This window comes from Escherichia sp. E14S1 (assembly GCF_004211995.1).
GTDB lineage: Bacteria > Pseudomonadota > Gammaproteobacteria > Enterobacterales > Enterobacteriaceae > Escherichia.
The window spans coordinates 158,479-173,899 of the sequence record NZ_RHJQ01000014.1 but is presented as its reverse complement, the minus strand read 5'-3'; the positions used below and the strand labels follow the sequence as shown (position 1 = coordinate 173,899).

18 protein-coding genes are annotated in these 15,421 nt (G+C 54.2%); all 18 read right to left on the bottom strand.

All coding sequences use genetic code 11. The features are described from left to right. Positions 1-2: 2 nt before the first annotated feature. On the bottom strand, positions 3-863 hold the full coding sequence (locus tag D9734_RS17135) for a class II aldolase (RefSeq protein ID WP_001131788.1): 861 nt from the start codon (positions 861-863) through the stop codon (positions 3-5). 31 nt (positions 864-894) lie between these two features. Further along, positions 895-1,164, bottom strand: coding sequence for an HPr family phosphocarrier protein (locus D9734_RS17130; RefSeq protein WP_130209141.1), 270 nt, complete (start codon positions 1,162-1,164; stop codon positions 895-897). Next, complete coding sequence (locus D9734_RS17125) at positions 1,154-2,662, bottom strand: FGGY-family carbohydrate kinase (protein ID WP_130209139.1); 1,509 nt, start codon at positions 2,660-2,662, stop codon at positions 1,154-1,156. The genes D9734_RS17130 and D9734_RS17125 overlap by 11 nt, the downstream gene beginning before the upstream one ends. Further along, on the bottom strand, positions 2,655-4,013 hold the full coding sequence (locus D9734_RS17120) for a PTS galactitol transporter subunit IIC (protein WP_130209137.1): 1,359 nt from the start codon (positions 4,011-4,013) through the stop codon (positions 2,655-2,657). The genes D9734_RS17125 and D9734_RS17120 overlap by 8 nt, the downstream gene beginning before the upstream one ends. A 76-nt stretch (positions 4,014-4,089) precedes the next feature. Then, positions 4,090-4,371, bottom strand: a complete 282-nt coding sequence (locus D9734_RS17115; RefSeq protein ID WP_000084021.1) for a PTS sugar transporter subunit IIB — start codon at positions 4,369-4,371, stop codon at positions 4,090-4,092. Next, entirely contained in the window at positions 4,368-4,841 is a 474-nt protein-coding gene (locus tag D9734_RS17110; RefSeq protein ID WP_130209135.1) for a PTS sugar transporter subunit IIA, read from the bottom strand. The genes D9734_RS17115 and D9734_RS17110 overlap by 4 nt, the downstream gene beginning before the upstream one ends. Before the next feature lie 24 nt (positions 4,842-4,865). Next, the gene (locus D9734_RS17105) at positions 4,866-5,612 is read right to left on the bottom strand and encodes a GntR family transcriptional regulator (RefSeq protein WP_001308115.1); all 747 of its coding nucleotides are present in this window, start codon (positions 5,610-5,612) and stop codon (positions 4,866-4,868) included. A 198-nt stretch (positions 5,613-5,810) separates the two neighbouring features. After that, on the bottom strand, positions 5,811-6,212 hold the full coding sequence (gene nikR, locus D9734_RS17100) for a nickel-responsive transcriptional regulator NikR (protein ID WP_001190062.1): 402 nt from the start codon (positions 6,210-6,212) through the stop codon (positions 5,811-5,813). A 5-nt stretch (positions 6,213-6,217) separates the two neighbouring features. Continuing rightward, positions 6,218-7,024, bottom strand: coding sequence for a nickel import ATP-binding protein NikE (gene nikE, locus D9734_RS17095; protein ID WP_130209133.1), 807 nt, complete (start codon positions 7,022-7,024; stop codon positions 6,218-6,220). Then, positions 7,021-7,785 carry a nickel import ATP-binding protein NikD gene (nikD, locus tag D9734_RS17090; RefSeq protein ID WP_001136218.1) on the bottom strand — a complete coding sequence of 255 codons (765 nt, stop codon included), beginning with the start codon at positions 7,783-7,785 and terminating at the stop codon, positions 7,021-7,023. Before nikD ends, nikE begins: the two co-directional genes overlap by 4 nt. Next, positions 7,785-8,618, bottom strand: coding sequence for a nickel ABC transporter permease subunit NikC (nikC, locus tag D9734_RS17085; protein WP_001008963.1), 834 nt, complete (start codon positions 8,616-8,618; stop codon positions 7,785-7,787). Before nikC ends, nikD begins: the two co-directional genes overlap by 1 nt. Continuing rightward, complete coding sequence (gene nikB, locus D9734_RS17080) at positions 8,615-9,559, bottom strand: nickel ABC transporter permease subunit NikB (protein ID WP_130209131.1); 945 nt, start codon at positions 9,557-9,559, stop codon at positions 8,615-8,617. Before nikB ends, nikC begins: the two co-directional genes overlap by 4 nt. Next, positions 9,559-11,133 (bottom strand): nickel ABC transporter substrate-binding protein, encoded by a 1,575-nt coding sequence (gene nikA / locus D9734_RS17075; protein WP_130209129.1) that lies wholly within the window; start codon positions 11,131-11,133, stop codon positions 9,559-9,561. Before nikA ends, nikB begins: the two co-directional genes overlap by 1 nt. A gap of 110 nt (positions 11,134-11,243) precedes the next feature. Continuing rightward, entirely contained in the window at positions 11,244-11,831 is a 588-nt protein-coding gene (acpT, locus tag D9734_RS17070; RefSeq protein ID WP_130209127.1) for a 4'-phosphopantetheinyl transferase AcpT, read from the bottom strand. 1 nt (position 11,832) lies between these two features. Then, positions 11,833-13,062, bottom strand: coding sequence for a beta-ketoacyl-ACP synthase (locus D9734_RS17065; protein WP_130209125.1), 1,230 nt, complete (start codon positions 13,060-13,062; stop codon positions 11,833-11,835). Continuing rightward, on the bottom strand, positions 13,059-13,790 hold the full coding sequence (locus D9734_RS17060; protein WP_000091660.1) for a 3-ketoacyl-ACP reductase FabG2: 732 nt from the start codon (positions 13,788-13,790) through the stop codon (positions 13,059-13,061). Before D9734_RS17060 ends, D9734_RS17065 begins: the two co-directional genes overlap by 4 nt. Then, positions 13,790-14,254, bottom strand: coding sequence for a 3-hydroxy-fatty acyl-ACP dehydratase (locus tag D9734_RS17055; RefSeq protein WP_130209123.1), 465 nt, complete (start codon positions 14,252-14,254; stop codon positions 13,790-13,792). The genes D9734_RS17060 and D9734_RS17055 overlap by 1 nt, the downstream gene beginning before the upstream one ends. Continuing rightward, entirely contained in the window at positions 14,251-15,420 is a 1,170-nt protein-coding gene (locus D9734_RS17050; RefSeq protein WP_130209121.1) for a beta-ketoacyl-[acyl-carrier-protein] synthase family protein, read from the bottom strand. The genes D9734_RS17055 and D9734_RS17050 overlap by 4 nt, the downstream gene beginning before the upstream one ends. Between the last annotated feature and the right edge of the window lies 1 nt (position 15,421).

Below are 15,421 nucleotides of genomic sequence, written 5' to 3'. Positions count from 1 at the left end.
TCTTAAGATGCCTTTCTAACCAACCGATGGCCTTCATTCATCATCAGGATTTTGCTATACACATCTTCCTCGACGGCGTTTTTTGCTGATGCCATCACTCGTGCCAGATTCGCTTCGTTGTGATTATTCACATACGCTTTGCCGACGGCGGTGATAAACGCTTTGCGCAGATCGCTGGCGATATTTACTTTAGCGACGCGATAATTAACAAAGCTGCGTAATATTTCCGGGGCGATACCGGAGCCGCCGTGAATAACCAGTGGCACCGGGCAGACTTCGGCAATGCGCTTCAGCAGGGGGATATCGATCCGCGGTATATCGTCCAGGCCATGAACGTTGCCAATAGAAACTGCCAGCATGTCGCAACCGGTGCGCTCGACAAAGGTCTTCACCTTTTCCGGTTCCGTTTTACAATCGGCTTCGCTGACGTGATCGTCTTCTTTGCCGAGAATCGCCCCCAGCTCCGCTTCAACCGGTACGCCATAGGATTTACAGAAATCGACAGCTTCCTGAGTGAAAGCGATATTCTCTTCAAAAGAGAATGCGGCGCCGTCAATCATGACCGAGGTAAAGCCCGCCCGCACCGCCTGTTTAACATCCTCCTGGGTTTTCCCGTGATCCAGATGAAGACTGACCGGAACATCCATTTTATCGGCGTGACGTTTCACGATTTCATAAATGTAATCGTATCCCGAGAGTTGCGCATTGGTGGGCGCAATCTGAATGAAGTTGGGTAATCCCGAACGCTCAATAGCGTTTAAAATTGAAATCGTCGTCTCCAGATTGGTGGTATTAAACGCGCCCGCTAATACCCGTTTTTCCTGAATGCGGTCGAGCAGTATCCGTCCATTAACTAATGGCATATTGAAAACCTCATCTTTTAATATCAGTTAATTATTCAGTTTCACCGAAGCGGTCACGAAATAAGGCAGCGAGAGTCTGTATTGCCTCGTTTTCATCATCACCTTCGCAGCGTATTTCCACCGTTTTGCCGCCTTTTATTCCGGCGCGCATAATATTCATCATGCTGGTGGCATTAATATCATTACCCTCATAGTGCAGCGTCACTTTACAGCTATATTTTTTGGCGGCTTTCGCCAGACAGGCCGCCGGACGTGCATGTAGGCCAGTACTGTTTCTGACCTCCACGGTTTTACTCAACATAGTGCTCCTCCCGATGATGTAATGGCATCACGCCTTCTTGCTGTAATTTCAACTGATACCAGCTTTTCCACTTGTGCTGATAACGCTGCAATTGATGGTATCTCGCCCGATTCGGTAACAAACGTTGGGCAATGGTGACTTGCGGCGGTGGAATATCTGGTGCGGCGGTTAATAATGCTCCGACAGAAACCGCCTCGTTAAATGCAATTGCTTCAACCGGACGCTGTAAAATATCCGCCTTTAATTGCAGCCAAAGAGGATTATGGGTCGCCGGACCAATCACTTTTAACGCGCTGGTGCCAGGCACATTAAAACAGGCAAAACAGTTGGCAAATTCCATGGTTAATCCCAGTGAAATACTGGCAATTAACATGTCGATATTTAATGTATCGCCAAGCCCATAAAATAATCCTCGGGTATGGCGATTTTTATAGGGCGAACCTGAACCGCGAAGATGGGGAATAAAGACGGGAATGTCATCGAGCGACCAGTTCCCCGCCAGGTAATCCGCATGTCCGCGAGTAAGTGATGCGGCGATCTCCTCATCGGTTAGCCGGAACGTGTTGCGCAGCCACTCCAGCGCGAAACCGCCCACGGGCAGCGACGCAAACAGGGTGAACTGGTTGGCAAGCGAGTAACAGCCGTTTGCCAGCTTGTCGCGCTTCGCCTGTTCATCCAGCGTCGGTTGTGTATCCAGTTGCAGAATGCCTTCCGTGGTGCCCGTCGAGTTAAGGATATCGCCTGGCATCATCTGTAACGCCCGCGCACCCACCATATGGTCATGTCCGGCCAGCGTCACGCTGACCGATTGCGAGAACCCAAGCGTTTTGCAGAGCGACTCGCTGACCCATCCGGCGTGTTCGCCTGGCTGCACCAATGGCGCAAATGCTGAACAGGGAACGTGTAACAACGCCGCCGCTTTCGCTGACCATTCGCCTTTGCGCACGTCCAGACACAGCGTACGGCTGGCTAAGGTGATATCCGTGCGCTGTTCGCCAGTCAGCCGCCAGAGCAGCACTTCCGGTGCATGTAGCCAGCGCAGGCCGCGACGATTACGCAGCGGGTAATGCTCCAGTAACCAACGCATTTTGAAGGCAGAGTAATTGCTGTGCAGCGGTAGCCCGCAGATGTCATAAAGTGCCGCACTGTCTGCCTCGCTAAGTGTGGCCAGATACTCTTCACCGCGACGGTCATACCAGGCAAGCATTGGCGTCAGGATCTCGCCGTGCTCGTCAAGGAACACGCCTGATTCGCCAAAACTGGCAATGCTGATCCGCCTGACTGGCAGTGGCGAGGCGGCGTTCAGTTGCGCTATCGCCTGACGGACCTCCTGCCAGAGGGCGTCGATATCGAAATCGACATCACCCTGTGGAGAGATCTGTTTTGCCGTCACGAATTTATGCGCGCCCAACGTCGTTGCATCCAGGCAGGAAAAGCAGGTGACTTTGCAATTGGTGGTGCCAATATCGATAACGATAGCTGCGCTGTTATCAGGCATAAACCGTGCTCCGCGTCATTCGGAAAATGCCATACAGTACCAGGGCGATAATCGGCACCAGACCAATGGCGATGATATTGCCGTTGAAGATTTCCAGCAGCCAGAAGCGGAACGGGTTGCCGCCATCAAGGAAACTGGAAACCTGTCCGCTGGAGCCTTCGGCAAATTTGAAATTAACGTCTTTCGCCATTCCGGTAATAAACGGCGCGATTTTGGTGGCAATCCACAGGTCGGCAATAATTACCGGGATTGCTGCAATAACGGTGCGGAAAATATTGCCACGGTTGGCTAAAGCTATCATCGAGGCCATTACTGCCAGGTTGGCAAGGTCGCCAAGCGGCAGGACTTCATTACCCGGCAACACAAAAGCGATAAAGACCGAGATGGGCGTCAGCAGCAGGGCGGTGGAGATAATCGCCGGGTTACCTACGGCAACGGCGATATCCAGGCCGATATAGAGATCGTCACGGTCAGGGTATTTGGCGTTGAGATACTTTTTGATGGCTTCAGACAGCGGTAATAAACCTTCCATCAGAATGCGTACCATGCGTGGCAGGATGAACATCACACCGCCAATACTGATGCCAAGCAACAAGACTTTTTTGAAATCGTATCCAGCAATCACGCCGAGCAGAATGCCCAGAATAGTGCCAACCATCATCGGTTCGCCGAAGATGCCAAACTTTTTCTGTACGGTTTCCGGGTCGATATGAATACGATTGAGGCCAGGGATATGGTCGATGATTTTGTCGACCAGCAGACCGACCGGGAAGAACACTACCGAAGAGAGCGTCGGCAATGAAATCCCTTCCAGACCAAAGTATTTTTGTACCAGTGGCGCAGACCAGTCGGCGAGTTTAAGTACTACCACCGCAGCAATCGCCGCCGCCAGCAAACCAAAGAACAGGCTGTCGGTGCTGTAATAAACCAGCGTACCAGCAAGGGCAAAATGCCAGTAGTTCCACATATCTACGTCAACGGTGCGGGTTTTATTTAACGCCAGCATCGCCACGTTAATCAGAATGGTCAGGGGAATAACAAACGGGGCAATTGGCGAACCCCATGTAATTGCGGAAAGTGGCGGCCAGCCTAAATCCACCACCGGTAAATTAATTCCAGTGCGTTCAACCATCGCCTGGGCCGCTGGCCCGACATTGCTGGTAAGAATATCGAAAATGGCATAAATACCGACAAAACCAATGCCGACCGTTAATGACGAGCGTAAGGCTTTAGCGGGTTTTACTTTAAAACAGAGAGCAAGAATAAATAACACCAGCGGCAACATTACCGTGGGGCCAAATCCCAATATATATTGCACAATATTATAGAGGGTATGCGCGATATCGTTCATAATAAACCTCTTTTTCAGGCGAGAGCGCACCTCGCGTTAGCGCCTGATGGAGTGTGTTGAAATTAATTATTATTAATTACTTTTTAAGGATAGAAACAATTTGCGCCAGCACTTTCTCTTCGCCAATACCGGTAATAATTGGCAAGCCGTTAACCACCGGCACGTCGAGTTCATAAGGTACTTTCGTGGTTGAAACAACCAGTGCTACGCCGTCGGTATTTCCGGGTAAAGAGGCAACGTTGGTTTGGGAATAATTGACGTTAAGACCGTGCTCTTTGCAATATTCCATGACTTTTTCTGTTACCGCCGTGGATGTGGCAATCCCCGTGGCGCAGACAAATAAAATAGTTTGACTCATATTTCACCTCGTTCTTTCATTTTGTTTAAGATTACTGTGTGTATTTCTGTTGTTTCCATCGTAAGCAGGGCGCACATAAAGGGCGTATCCTGAATCATCTCCATAATCCAGCCCAGGGCATTTAATTGTTTGTTGCTTTCGCTTAATGCGAGCAAAAAAATCACTCTTACAGGTACGGGGTCAGGATCGCCGCCCATATCGGCAAACTCTACCGGCTCCGGCAGGATGCCGACGGCAATTGCATTGTGTCTGACATGTTTATGATCCGTGTGTGGAATGGCGACGCACGGTGGTTCGGTAGGCAGCCCCGTTGGGTACGTTGCCTCACGTTTCAGCACATGGTCGGCAAAATCAGGGACCACCAGTTCGGCGGTAACCAACGGTTGCGCTAACTGACGGATGATCTCTTCAACGCTTAACCCTGCCGGAAGTCGTTGAATATAATTTTCCTGAAACAGTATGCCTTGCATTTTATTCCTCTTAAAAAAATGTACTTAACTCACTTCCCGCCGTTGCAGCACGGTGCCAAGATAATATTTATTTCCTTTTAACCAGACATTGCCAAACTCAACGGGTAACCCTCGGGAGAAAAAGACTAACTGCTCCAGATGCAAAACGGGGGCATCTTCACTGATATCTAAAAAATGGCCGCGTTCATTACCAATTAATCGCGCGGCATAGCGGCTTTCCGAGTAGCGAATTTTTCTTTGCGACAAACTTTCAATGGTTGGAAATAAATTGTGTTGATTAAAATCTATTTCCGCGATGCCGGGGCATAACTCAATATTGATACGGTTCTCTATCAGCATCGCTTTTTCATCACCAATTGAACGTAAACGCTCAAGGTAAAGAATATCCTGACCGGGCGTTATTCTTAATTTCTCTGCCACATAACGATTAGCCGGTTCAATCCGTGACGTAATAACTTCAGTGGTAAAATGTATTTTCTGGCTTTCCAGCGATTCCGCGAATGACAATAATCCTTCACCTAACGGATATGCCACGTTCTCTTTTTTAACAAATGTTCCCTTGCCCTGGACCTGAATCAACACGCCTTCTTTTACCAGTTGGGCGACCGCTTTTTTAACGGTTCCCCGACTCACTTCCAGCATATCCATAATCTGGTATTCCGAAGGAATGCGATCGTCTTCCACCAGATCCCCGGTATAAATACTTTCTCTTATCCACTCCACCACTTGTTGATAAAGCGGTATTTGGGACGACTTACTTAATGATTTCATGGCGCGCACCTGAACATTCACAGTTGTCTATGGACAATCATGGACAACTTCAAGCGTATAGTAGGTGAACAGGCGAAAAAGAGGATCGAAGCGTCTCACATTTTGGGGGACCAAATCGTGATCAAAAAAATGTGACGCAAGTCGAAATTTGGCAGAAATTTACTGCGCCGTCAGGAAATAACGGCGCGTTGGTAGGAGTTAATCTTCCTTCGGCAAGCACTGCAAATGCCCGTGCCGCACGCCGCGTTGGGCGATAACGTCATCGGCAAAATGCTGCACGTCGCCCATGTCACCTTTCAGCACGGCAATTTCCAGACAGTCGTCGTGATTAATGTGCACATGCAGCGTGGCGACCGAGAGATCGTGGTGGTGATGCTGCGTGGAGACAATACGGCTGGCTAAGTCGCGTTTTTCGTGTTCATACACATACGACAGCACCGCGAAACCTTGTGTGCCGTGCTGCTGGGTAGCTTCCTGTGCCAGGGCGCTGCGCAGAATATCGCGGATAGCTTCGGAACGGTTGTTATAACCACGACGCTGGCTCAGGCTGTCCAGCGTCTCCAGTAAATCGTCATCAAGCGTGATGGTGACTCGTTGCATTTGCGTTAAACCTTTTCTGTGGCGCGACGGCGCACGGGGAATGCGGGTAATACCGCGTTTTGTAGCACACGTCCGGCGTTAGAGGAAAAGGTTAATTTATCTCCCACCACCTGGGTTTCGATGATTTGTCCGTTGTCCATCACCATCACCCGCTGACAGAAGCGTTCTACAAGACGTAAGTCGTGGGTGATGAACAGGCAGGCGGTGCCAAACTGTTGTTGTAGCTTTTTCAGCAGGCGAATGACGCCCGCCTGTAACACGAGATCAAGGTTAGAAACGGCTTCATCCAGAATCAGCAGTTTCGGTTCGACCGCCAGCGCGCGCGCAAGGCAGACGCGCTGGAGCTGGCCGCCGCTTAACTGCGGTGGGCGCTTGTCGAGCACGCTGTCGTCGAGGTCGACCGCCTTCAGCATTTCGCTGGCGCGCGCCAGTTGCTCCGATTTTTTCAGCGATAGCAGGTGGCGCATCGGTTCACGCAGGATCTCGCGCACGGTTTTGCGCGGGTTAACGGCGCTGATAGAGTCCTGAAATACCATCTGAATATCGCGACGGAAGGCTTTTCGCTGGGCGCGATTAAGTTTCGTCAACGGTTCGCCGCGCCAGCTAATATTCCCATGTGAGGGCGATTCTAAGCCTACCAGCAGCCGCGCGAGAGTGCTTTTCCCGCAGCCGCTACGCCCCAGCAGGGCGACGGTTTCACCGCTTTTCAGGGTCAGGGAAACGTTATTCAGCACCGCCTGATGCTGGTGCTTACCGCTGAATCCACCGTGCGCATAGTGATGGGAAAGGTCGCAGACGTTAAGTAAAGTCATGATGCCAGCTCCATACCGTAGAGGGCGAGATGAGCGGAAACCAGGCTGCGCGTCACCGCATGTTTGGGGGCGTTAAACAGCGTTTCTACATCGCCCTGTTCGACAATCTTACCGTGCGACATCACCGCCACGTCATCCGCCAGACGCGCCACAACGCCCATATCATGGGTGACCAGCAGCATTCCCGGTGCTTGTTTTTGCATAATGCTTTCCAGCAGATCGAGAATGCGGGCCTGCGCCACCACGTCAAGGTCAGTGGTAGGTTCATCGGCGATGATAAATGGTGATTCACACAGCACCGCCATCGCAATCATCATGCGCTGCAACATGCCGCCGCTCATCTCGAACGGGTACAGCTTCAGCACGCGTGCGGCGTTTTCCAGCCCCACCGCTTCTATGGCTGCGGTAAGCGTGGCGTCGTCGGCGGGTTTCCCCAGCGCCAGGCAGGTTTCACGCGCGTGGGTGTGCATGGTGTGCAGCGGATTAAAGGCGCTGCGCGGGTTCTGCATGATGGTGGCAATTTTGATGCCGCGCAGGGCGCAGGGAGAAACCGGTTTGCCATCGGCTAAAATTTCCCCCGCCGTCTGGCGAACGCCAGCGGGCAGAATGCCCAGCGCTGCGGCGCAGGTCAGTGATTTTCCGCTGCCGCTGCCGCCGACTAACGCCAGCACGCGCCCGCGTTGCAGGGTTAACGATACACCGTGCACCAGCGGCTGCGCGGCCTGTAGCGCGATATTACGTAGTTCAATCTGTTGCGGCATTAGTGTGCGTGCTCCGTCACCAGATGAGGATCCAGATGATCGCGCAGTGCGTCACCCACCAGGTTAAAGGCCATCACGCTGATAAACAGCGCCAGCCCCGGCCAGAACATTTGCAGCGGCTGGGTCCAGATATACTGGCGCGCGTCGTTAATCATCACGCCCCATTCGGCGGTCGGCGCGGTCACGCCGAGGCCGAGGAAGGACATACCCGCGACGTGCAGCATCATATGGCCGATATCCAGCGTTGCCAGCACCAGCAGCGAGGGGATCACCGCACCTGCCAGATGATCAACAAACACCCGCACATGGCCCGCACCAGAAAGCCGTGACGCCAGCACAAACTCGCGCTGGCGCAGTGAAATCACCAGGCTGCGCACCATGCGTGCATACCACGCCCAGTGCGACAGGGCGATGGCGATAATTACGTTGGTCAGCCCGGTGCCGAGCACGCCAACCATAAAGAACGACAGAATCGAGGTCGGGAAGGTCATAAACATATCGGCAACGCGCATGGTGGCCTGATCAACGCGCCCGCCAATCAGTCCGGCGCTGCCGCCAATAACCAGCCCTAATGTCAGTACCAGCAGCAGGCAGGCCATTACCGAACCGAGCGACACGCGGGTCGCCGCCATCAGCCGCGAGAAAATATCGCGTCCTAAGTGATCGGTGCCCAGCCAGTGCTGCGCATCCGGCGAAAGCAGGCGCGACGGCAAATCAATCGCCTGGGGGTCATACGGCAGCCACCACTGGCTGGTGAGCGCAATCAGCGCCAGCAGGGCGATAATGATCAGCGCCAGGCGAACCGACCAGCGGGAAGAGAGGAAAAAGTTCACGCGTGCGCTCCTTCATGGCGACGAATGCGCGGGTCCAGCGCGGCGTTGAGCAAATCAACAATCAAATTACAGACCACAAAAACCACCACCATCATCAGCGTAAAGCACTGAATAACCGGATAGTCACGGTTAAAAATCGCCGACACCGCATAGCGCCCGACGCCCGGCCAGGCAAAGATGTTTTCGATAATCATCGTCCCGCCGATCAGTTCGCCAATGTGCATCCCCACGGCAGTGATCATCGGCAGCGAGGCATTGCGCAGAATATGGCGGCGTTCGGTCTGTTTGTCGTTCAGGCCGCGTAGCCGCGCCCAGGTGACGTGACGCTGACCGGCGACGTCCAGCATACTGGCGCGCAGCAGACGCGCGTTAATCGCCAGCGACATAAAGGCAATGGAAACCGCAGGCAAAATGATGTGCTGCCAGCCGCCGTAACCCATTGCGGGTAGCCATTGCAGATAGACCGAGAAAAACATCACCAGCAAAAACGCCAGCCAGAAGTTAGGCATCGACACACCGAGAAACGCGATGAAACGTACGGCGAAATCCGGCAGACGGTCGCGATGGCGCGCCGCCCAGATACCGAGAGGTACGGAAGTGAGCAGAATTAATACCAGCGCCGCACCTGCCAGTTCCAGCGTGGCGGGCAGGAAGTTCAGCATATCGTCCAGCACCGGGCGTTGGCTGGCGAATGAGATTCCAAAGTCAAGATGCAGCGCCTTCCACAACCAGGTACCGTACTGGACGTACAGCGGCTGATCCAGTCCCAGCATGGTGCGGGTAGAGGCCAGCATCTCCGGCGTTGGCGGCAGGTTAGATAAACGCAAATAATCGAGCGCCGGGTCGCCGGTGCCGAGGCGCAGCATCAGAAAAATGATCACCGAGGCGGCGAGTACCATCGGGATCAGCAGCAGAAAGCGGCGTAATACGTAACGCAACATTAAGGTTTCACCGGTTTAATCTGTTCGAACGGAATTTCGGTGGCGATCGGCGCGTAGGGGATGTTACCCAGCTCCGGTTTTGATACCACCATCATTGAGATGTAACTGATAGGCAGATAAACCGCCTCGTCATGCAGACGGGTCAGAATGTCGCGATACAGCGCCTGACGTTGCGTTTCGTCATGGGTCGCCAGCACTTCGCCGATCTCTTTATCAATCAGCGGCTTGTCGGCTAATCCTTGCTGTGCCTGGAAATCAGCGTGCGACGGTACGCGCATTGAACTCAGGAAGGCGTGTGGGTCGTATGGCGCGCCCCAGGTGCGGTGGAAAATCATGCCAAAACGACCGTCGCGCTGACGAGCATAGATACTGCTCTCTTCTTCGCCAATCAGCGAGACATCTGCGCCAATCTGGCGCATATCAGCCTGAATGATTTCCGCCATCGATTTACTTAACGCATCGGTGCCGATGAACGACAGTTCAATGCGCAGCGGCTGACCGTTTTTCTCGCGGATGTCTTTGCCCGCAGGTAGCGTCCAACCGGCTTTTTCCAGCAACTCTTTCGCTTTCTGCGGATCGTACTGGCGTGGTTTCAGGCCGAGATTAGCGTAAGGCACAGAAGGGGCAAACAGGGTGTCGGCAACCTGCTGGGTGCCATACAACGCGTTATCAATCAGCGATTTTTTGTTTACCGCGTAATTGAGAGCTTCACGTACTGCCAGCTCGTTGGTGGGGGCTTTGGCGGTATTAAGTGCCAGCATCACGGTTTCGATCGGCTGTGACAGTTGGGTGTGATAAGCCGGATTCTGGCTAAAGCGGGCGAAGGTATCGAGCGGTAATAACCCTTCGTTTCCGTACAGCAGGTCGATATCGCCAGTTTCAAACGCTACCGCGCGGGTAGTCGGGTCCGGGATCACGTTAAAAGTGATCTTTTTAATCGCCGGCTTTTCGCCCCAGTAGTTTTCGTTTCGGACGAAGACATCGTACTGATTCAGTTTCGATTCCTGCAAAACCCACGGCCCGGTGCCAATCGGCGCTTTAATCCCGTTCATGGTTTCATGGTTTTTAAACTGCGAGGGGGCGATAAAGCGGAAAGGGCGTGGCAGGGCCAGTTCTTGCAGGAAAGGATAGTAGGCGCTTTTCAGGGTGATTTGCAGCTCGTTTTTACTGAGTGCTTTGACATCAACAATCTGGTTTGCCAGCTCCAGCCAGGCGTGACGTTGACGGTTATCGAGCACTGCGCGGAAGTTTTCTGCCGCCGCCTCTGCATCAAACGGTTCGCCGTTAGAGAATTTCACGCCATCACGCAGAGTGAAGGTCCAGGTTTTGCCATCTTCCGAATGGGTCCAGCTTGTTGCCAGCCACGGGATCACCGAACCGTCTGCCTGATATTTCACCAGCGGTTCATAAACCATGCTCTGGGCGAACATCTGATTAGGCGTGTAAAGGTGTGGGTTTAGTGGCCCGACATTCACCGGCCAGGCGGTGGTGATTTCATCTGGCGCGGCGGCATGAACGATAAAAGACGCACAAGCCAGCAGCGCAAATAGAGTGCGGCGGAGTGTGGAGAGCATGGTAACCCCAATGGATTAAAATAGATGGCGGAAATAAGTATGACGATTTTAAGTATTCGTCATACTGATTACCTGTTCTGGATCAAGAGATAGGCAGTCGGACGGGCGGATCAGTTAACTGAATCGATCCATTGCACACTGTCAGCGGTGAGCGTAAAGGGGGTAGGAGTGCAGATTGCCAGGCTTAAATTGTCGAGCTGGCAATGGCTAACTGACAGCGATGACTGATAGGTGCTGTCTACGCTGACGATTTGCCAGGCGCTGCCACCACGCTGTTTAACGATGGCTTCTTTGCGCGTCCAGATGCGCCAGAACATTTCCAGTTGCTGATCAGGATGCACGGCGTCCATCTCAGCGTGTTCCCCAAGGCTGAACACGGCGTTCGCCAGCCAGCGCCAGTTGGCGCGCGGGCGAATCACTTCGATATCGCAGCCGACTTCGCCTTCATCGCTCAACAGCAGGGCGATATCGTCACCGCTATGGCTTAAGTTGAACCATAGCGGCGTTTCCGGCGCGAATGCCGGTTTGCCTTGTTCGCCATAGATGATCTCCGGTAGCGGGGAAAGCGTGTGCGAAAGCAATGCACGCCCCGCCAGCCAGCGTTCGCGTCGTGGACCTTGCGGTGCTTGATCGTGTAAAGCCGGTGGCAGTGGAGCTGCGCTTAAGGTCGAAACTTTCCCCAGAACTATCCGATACATATCAGGGCCAACGTTTAATGATGATGGATGTATTAATGCCGCCAAAGGCAAAGTTGTTACTCTGCAAAAACTCACAATCAACCTTGCGGGCTTCATGCATGATGTAATCCAGCGCGCCACAATTCGGGTCTGGTTTATTCAGGTTTAGCGTAGGAGCAAACCAGCCTTCGCGCATCATTTGCAGACTCATCCAGGCTTCGAGCGCGCCACAGGCACCAAGCGTATGACCAAAATAACTTTTCAGCGAGGAGAGCGGCACATTATCACCGTAAATGGTTGCTGTCGCCAGACTTTCTGCCATATCACCACGATCGGTCGCCGTGCCATGCGCTGAAATATAGCCGATATCTTGTGCGCTTAACCCGGCGATTTTCAGCGATTGCTCCATACAATACTGCATGGTCTCACGCTGTGGCTGGGTGATATGCGCGGCGTCGCAGTTAGTCGCAAAGCCGACGATTTCACCGTAAATGGTCGCGCCGCGCGCTTTGGCGTGCTCCAGTTCTTCGAGGATGAGCGTCCCTGCGCCTTCACCAATCACCAGCCCGTCGCGGTTTTCATCGAACGGTGAAGGTGTGGTTTTCGGCGCATCATTGTGCTGGCTGGTGGCGAAAAGCGTATCAAATACCGCTGCTTCTGAAGGACATAACTCTTCGGCACCACCAGCAACCATCACCGTTTGATAACCGTGGCGAATGGCTTCCCACGCATAACCGATCGCCTGGCTGCCGGAGGTACAAGCGCTGGAGGTTGGGATCACCCGCCCGCGCAGGCCGAAAAAGAGGCCAGTATTAACGGCGGTGGTGTGCGGCATCATCTGCACATAGGTGGTGCCAGTGATGTTATTGGTGTGCTTTTCAGTCAGCATGGTGGCGAACTCGCTTACCGGGCCGGTACTGCCGGTTGATGAACCGTACGCAATGCCCGTTTCGCCGCTGGTTAATATCGGATCGCCAATCAACCCTGCCTGCTCTAACGCCAGCTCGCTGGCGCGGGTCGACATTTGCGACACGCGGCCCATCGCACGGATACGCTTGCGGGTGTAGTGCTCCGGTAGCGTGAAATCATCAATAGGCGCGCCAAGCAGGGTGTGCAGGCCATCGTAAACCTGCCACTCCGGCATTTTGCGCACCGAGTTTTCATACGCCAGTAAGCGTGCAGAAACGTCCTGCCAGTTTTCACCAAAGGCAGTCACGCCGCCCATTCCTGTAATCACTACGCGACGTGTCATAACATCCCTCCGTTGATGGAAATAACCTGGCGGGTGACGTAACCCGCAATATCAGACATTAAATAGCTGGCAAGCCCGGCAACTTCTTCCGCCTGGCCCATGCGTTTCATTGGGATCATCGACATTGCCTCTTTCAGGGCGCTCTCTTCCATTTCGATCATCCCGGTATCAATAAGTCCCGGCGCGATGCAGTTGACGGTGATTTTGCGCTTCGCGAGTTCGATAGCCAGCGCTTTTGTTGCGCCGATAATTCCGGCTTTGGCAGCGCTGTAATTCACCTGGCCGCGATTGCCCATTACGCCGGAAACCGAGGACAGCGTGATGATGCGTCCGCCCTGGCGCGCACCGATCATCGGCATAATGCACGGCTGAATGACGTTGTAGAAACTGTCGAGATTGGTGTGGATCACCGCATCCCAGTCGTCATCGCTTAAAGCCGGAAAAGCGGCGTCGCGGGCGATCCCGGCGTTACTGACTACGCCGTACCAGGCGCCGTGTTGCGCGATCTCGTGCTCCAGCACTTCCCGACATTGTTCGCGGTTTGCGACGTCGAAACTGAGCAAACGCCCGTTACCACCGTTGGCGACAATGGCATTCAGCGTTTCCTGAGCGCCTGCGGCGTCACGGTGATAGTGAACGCCAATGTTAAAGCCGTCTGCCGCCAGTTGACAGGCGATGGCGCGACCAATGCCTTTGCTGGCACCAGTAACCAGAACTGAACGACTCATCAGGACGCTCCTTGTTGAAACAGGGTGGTAAGTTCTTCCGCGGTCGGCTGGAAGGTGTTAATGCGGCCCGTCGCCTCGCCGTCGTTGATGCTGCACTCAAAACTGCCGAAGCGATCGTCTTGCATCAGCAGTTTGACGGTAATGGTCAGCGTCTGGCCTGCGGGCAGAATGCCAGTGGTGCAAAGCAATTCACGCGCGCCCAGTACCATCCCTAACTCAATACTGTTTTTGCCCTGCTGGTGGCGATGCCAGCCAGACCAGACGCCGACGGTTTGCGCCATCAGTTCAAGGGCAAACCAGCCAGGGAGATTGCCGTCCGGGTCGAGAAACGGTGCCAGTACGCCACTGGGCGAGACTGTTACGCGGCACACCGCGCTGTCATCGCTGACGCTCACCACTTCTTCCAGCAGTAACATGGGCGCGTCGTGGGGCAGATAAGCGCCGGGTGATAAATAGTGGCTCACGAAACCCTCCCGAGCAGAATGCTGGCGTTATTGCCGCCAAAGGCGAAGGAATTGGACAGGATCACCGGACGTGCCAGCGGCTGCGGTTGTTCGATAATGCCACACGGTGGCAGCCTGGGATCGCGCGGCGACAGGCTGAAGTCCTGAGCGGGCAGCGGTAAATCACGCTGTAAGATCAACATGCTGATTGCCGCCTCGGTAATGCCCGCCGCGCCCAGCGTGTGTCCGGTCAAATGTTTGGTGGAGCTGCAAGGTACGCGTTCGCCAAACAGGGCGTTAACCACCATTGATTCAATCTGATCGTTGAGTTGTGTGGCGGTGCCGTGCAGGTTGATATAGCCGACGTCATCTGGCGTAAGCTGCGCATCGGTCAGCACCTGATTAATAGCGCGGATCGCCCCTTCGCCCTGCGGATGCGGGGCCGAAATATGGTAAGCGTCGCTTGATTCACCAACGCCCAGCAACGCGATGGGCTGCGGTTCGCGGGTTAATAACATCAGCCCCGCCCCTTCGCCAATGGTAATACCCGCGCGGTCACGACCAAACGGCTGACATAAGGTTGGCGAGAGCGATTCGAGGCTGTGAAAACCGTTAATCGGCATTCGGCTCAGGGTATCTGCGCCACCCACAATGGCGGCATCGACCAGCCCCGCTTCGATAAGTCTGCGCCCGCTGATCATCGCTCTGGCACTGGAGGAGCAGGCGGTTGAAAGGGTATAGGCCGGGCCGTCGAGCGCCAGCCAGTGGCTGAGAAAACGCGACGGATCGCCGAGTTCCTGTTGTGCATAGTGCCACGTGGTGCTCGGCTGTCCGTTGGTGCGCAGCTTAACGTGCGTGTCGCCTTCATGCAGGCCGGAGGTGCTGGTGCCAAGCACAATCGCGATGCGCTCGCGGCCATATTTCGCGATAGCGTCATCAACCTGCGGCTGGATCTGCGCCAGCGCCGCCAGCAGGATCTGATTGTTGCGCGAGCGGTGCGCAGCGAATTTTTCCGGGATAAGCGGAAGCTCGCCATCCACGCCAGCCAGGACCGCCTGCGGATGCCCCTGCAACCAGCCTGCGCGTGGGCGCATTCCGGGAGCAACACCGCGAGCCAGGTTGGCTGCAATTTCGTCAAGGTTATCTCCCAGGGCGTTGATCATGCCAACGGCGGAAATATAAATCATA

What these genes read in the sequence shown, in the direction of transcription:
- D9734_RS17135 (WP_001131788.1), bottom strand. Translation starts at nt 863, where the DNA reads ATGCCATTAGTTAATGGACGGATACTGCTCGACCGCATTCAGGAAAAA.
- D9734_RS17130 (WP_130209141.1), bottom strand. Translation starts at nt 1,164, where the DNA reads ATGTTGAGTAAAACCGTGGAGGTCAGAAACAGTACTGGCCTACATGCA.
- D9734_RS17125 (WP_130209139.1), bottom strand. Translation starts at nt 2,662, where the DNA reads ATGCCTGATAACAGCGCAGCTATCGTTATCGATATTGGCACCACCAAT.
- D9734_RS17120 (WP_130209137.1), bottom strand. Translation starts at nt 4,013, where the DNA reads ATGAACGATATCGCGCATACCCTCTATAATATTGTGCAATATATATTG.
- D9734_RS17115 (WP_000084021.1), bottom strand. Translation starts at nt 4,371, where the DNA reads ATGAGTCAAACTATTTTATTTGTCTGCGCCACGGGGATTGCCACATCC.
- D9734_RS17110 (WP_130209135.1), bottom strand. Translation starts at nt 4,841, where the DNA reads ATGCAAGGCATACTGTTTCAGGAAAATTATATTCAACGACTTCCGGCA.
- D9734_RS17105 (WP_001308115.1), bottom strand. Translation starts at nt 5,612, where the DNA reads ATGAAATCATTAAGTAAGTCGTCCCAAATACCGCTTTATCAACAAGTG.
- nikR (WP_001190062.1), bottom strand. Translation starts at nt 6,212, where the DNA reads ATGCAACGAGTCACCATCACGCTTGATGACGATTTACTGGAGACGCTG.
- nikE (WP_130209133.1), bottom strand. Translation starts at nt 7,024, where the DNA reads ATGACTTTACTTAACGTCTGCGACCTTTCCCATCACTATGCGCACGGT.
- nikD (WP_001136218.1), bottom strand. Translation starts at nt 7,785, where the DNA reads ATGCCGCAACAGATTGAACTACGTAATATCGCGCTACAGGCCGCGCAG.
- nikB (WP_130209131.1), bottom strand. Translation starts at nt 9,559, where the DNA reads ATGTTGCGTTACGTATTACGCCGCTTTCTGCTGCTGATCCCGATGGTA.
- nikA (WP_130209129.1), bottom strand. Translation starts at nt 11,133, where the DNA reads ATGCTCTCCACACTCCGCCGCACTCTATTTGCGCTGCTGGCTTGTGCG.
- acpT (WP_130209127.1), bottom strand. Translation starts at nt 11,831, where the DNA reads ATGTATCGGATAGTTCTGGGGAAAGTTTCGACCTTAAGCGCAGCTCCA.
- D9734_RS17065 (WP_130209125.1), bottom strand. Translation starts at nt 13,062, where the DNA reads ATGACACGTCGCGTAGTGATTACAGGAATGGGCGGCGTGACTGCCTTT.
- D9734_RS17060 (WP_000091660.1), bottom strand. Translation starts at nt 13,790, where the DNA reads ATGAGTCGTTCAGTTCTGGTTACTGGTGCCAGCAAAGGCATTGGTCGC.
- D9734_RS17050 (WP_130209121.1), bottom strand. Translation starts at nt 15,420, where the DNA reads ATGATTTATATTTCCGCCGTTGGCATGATCAACGCCCTGGGAGATAAC.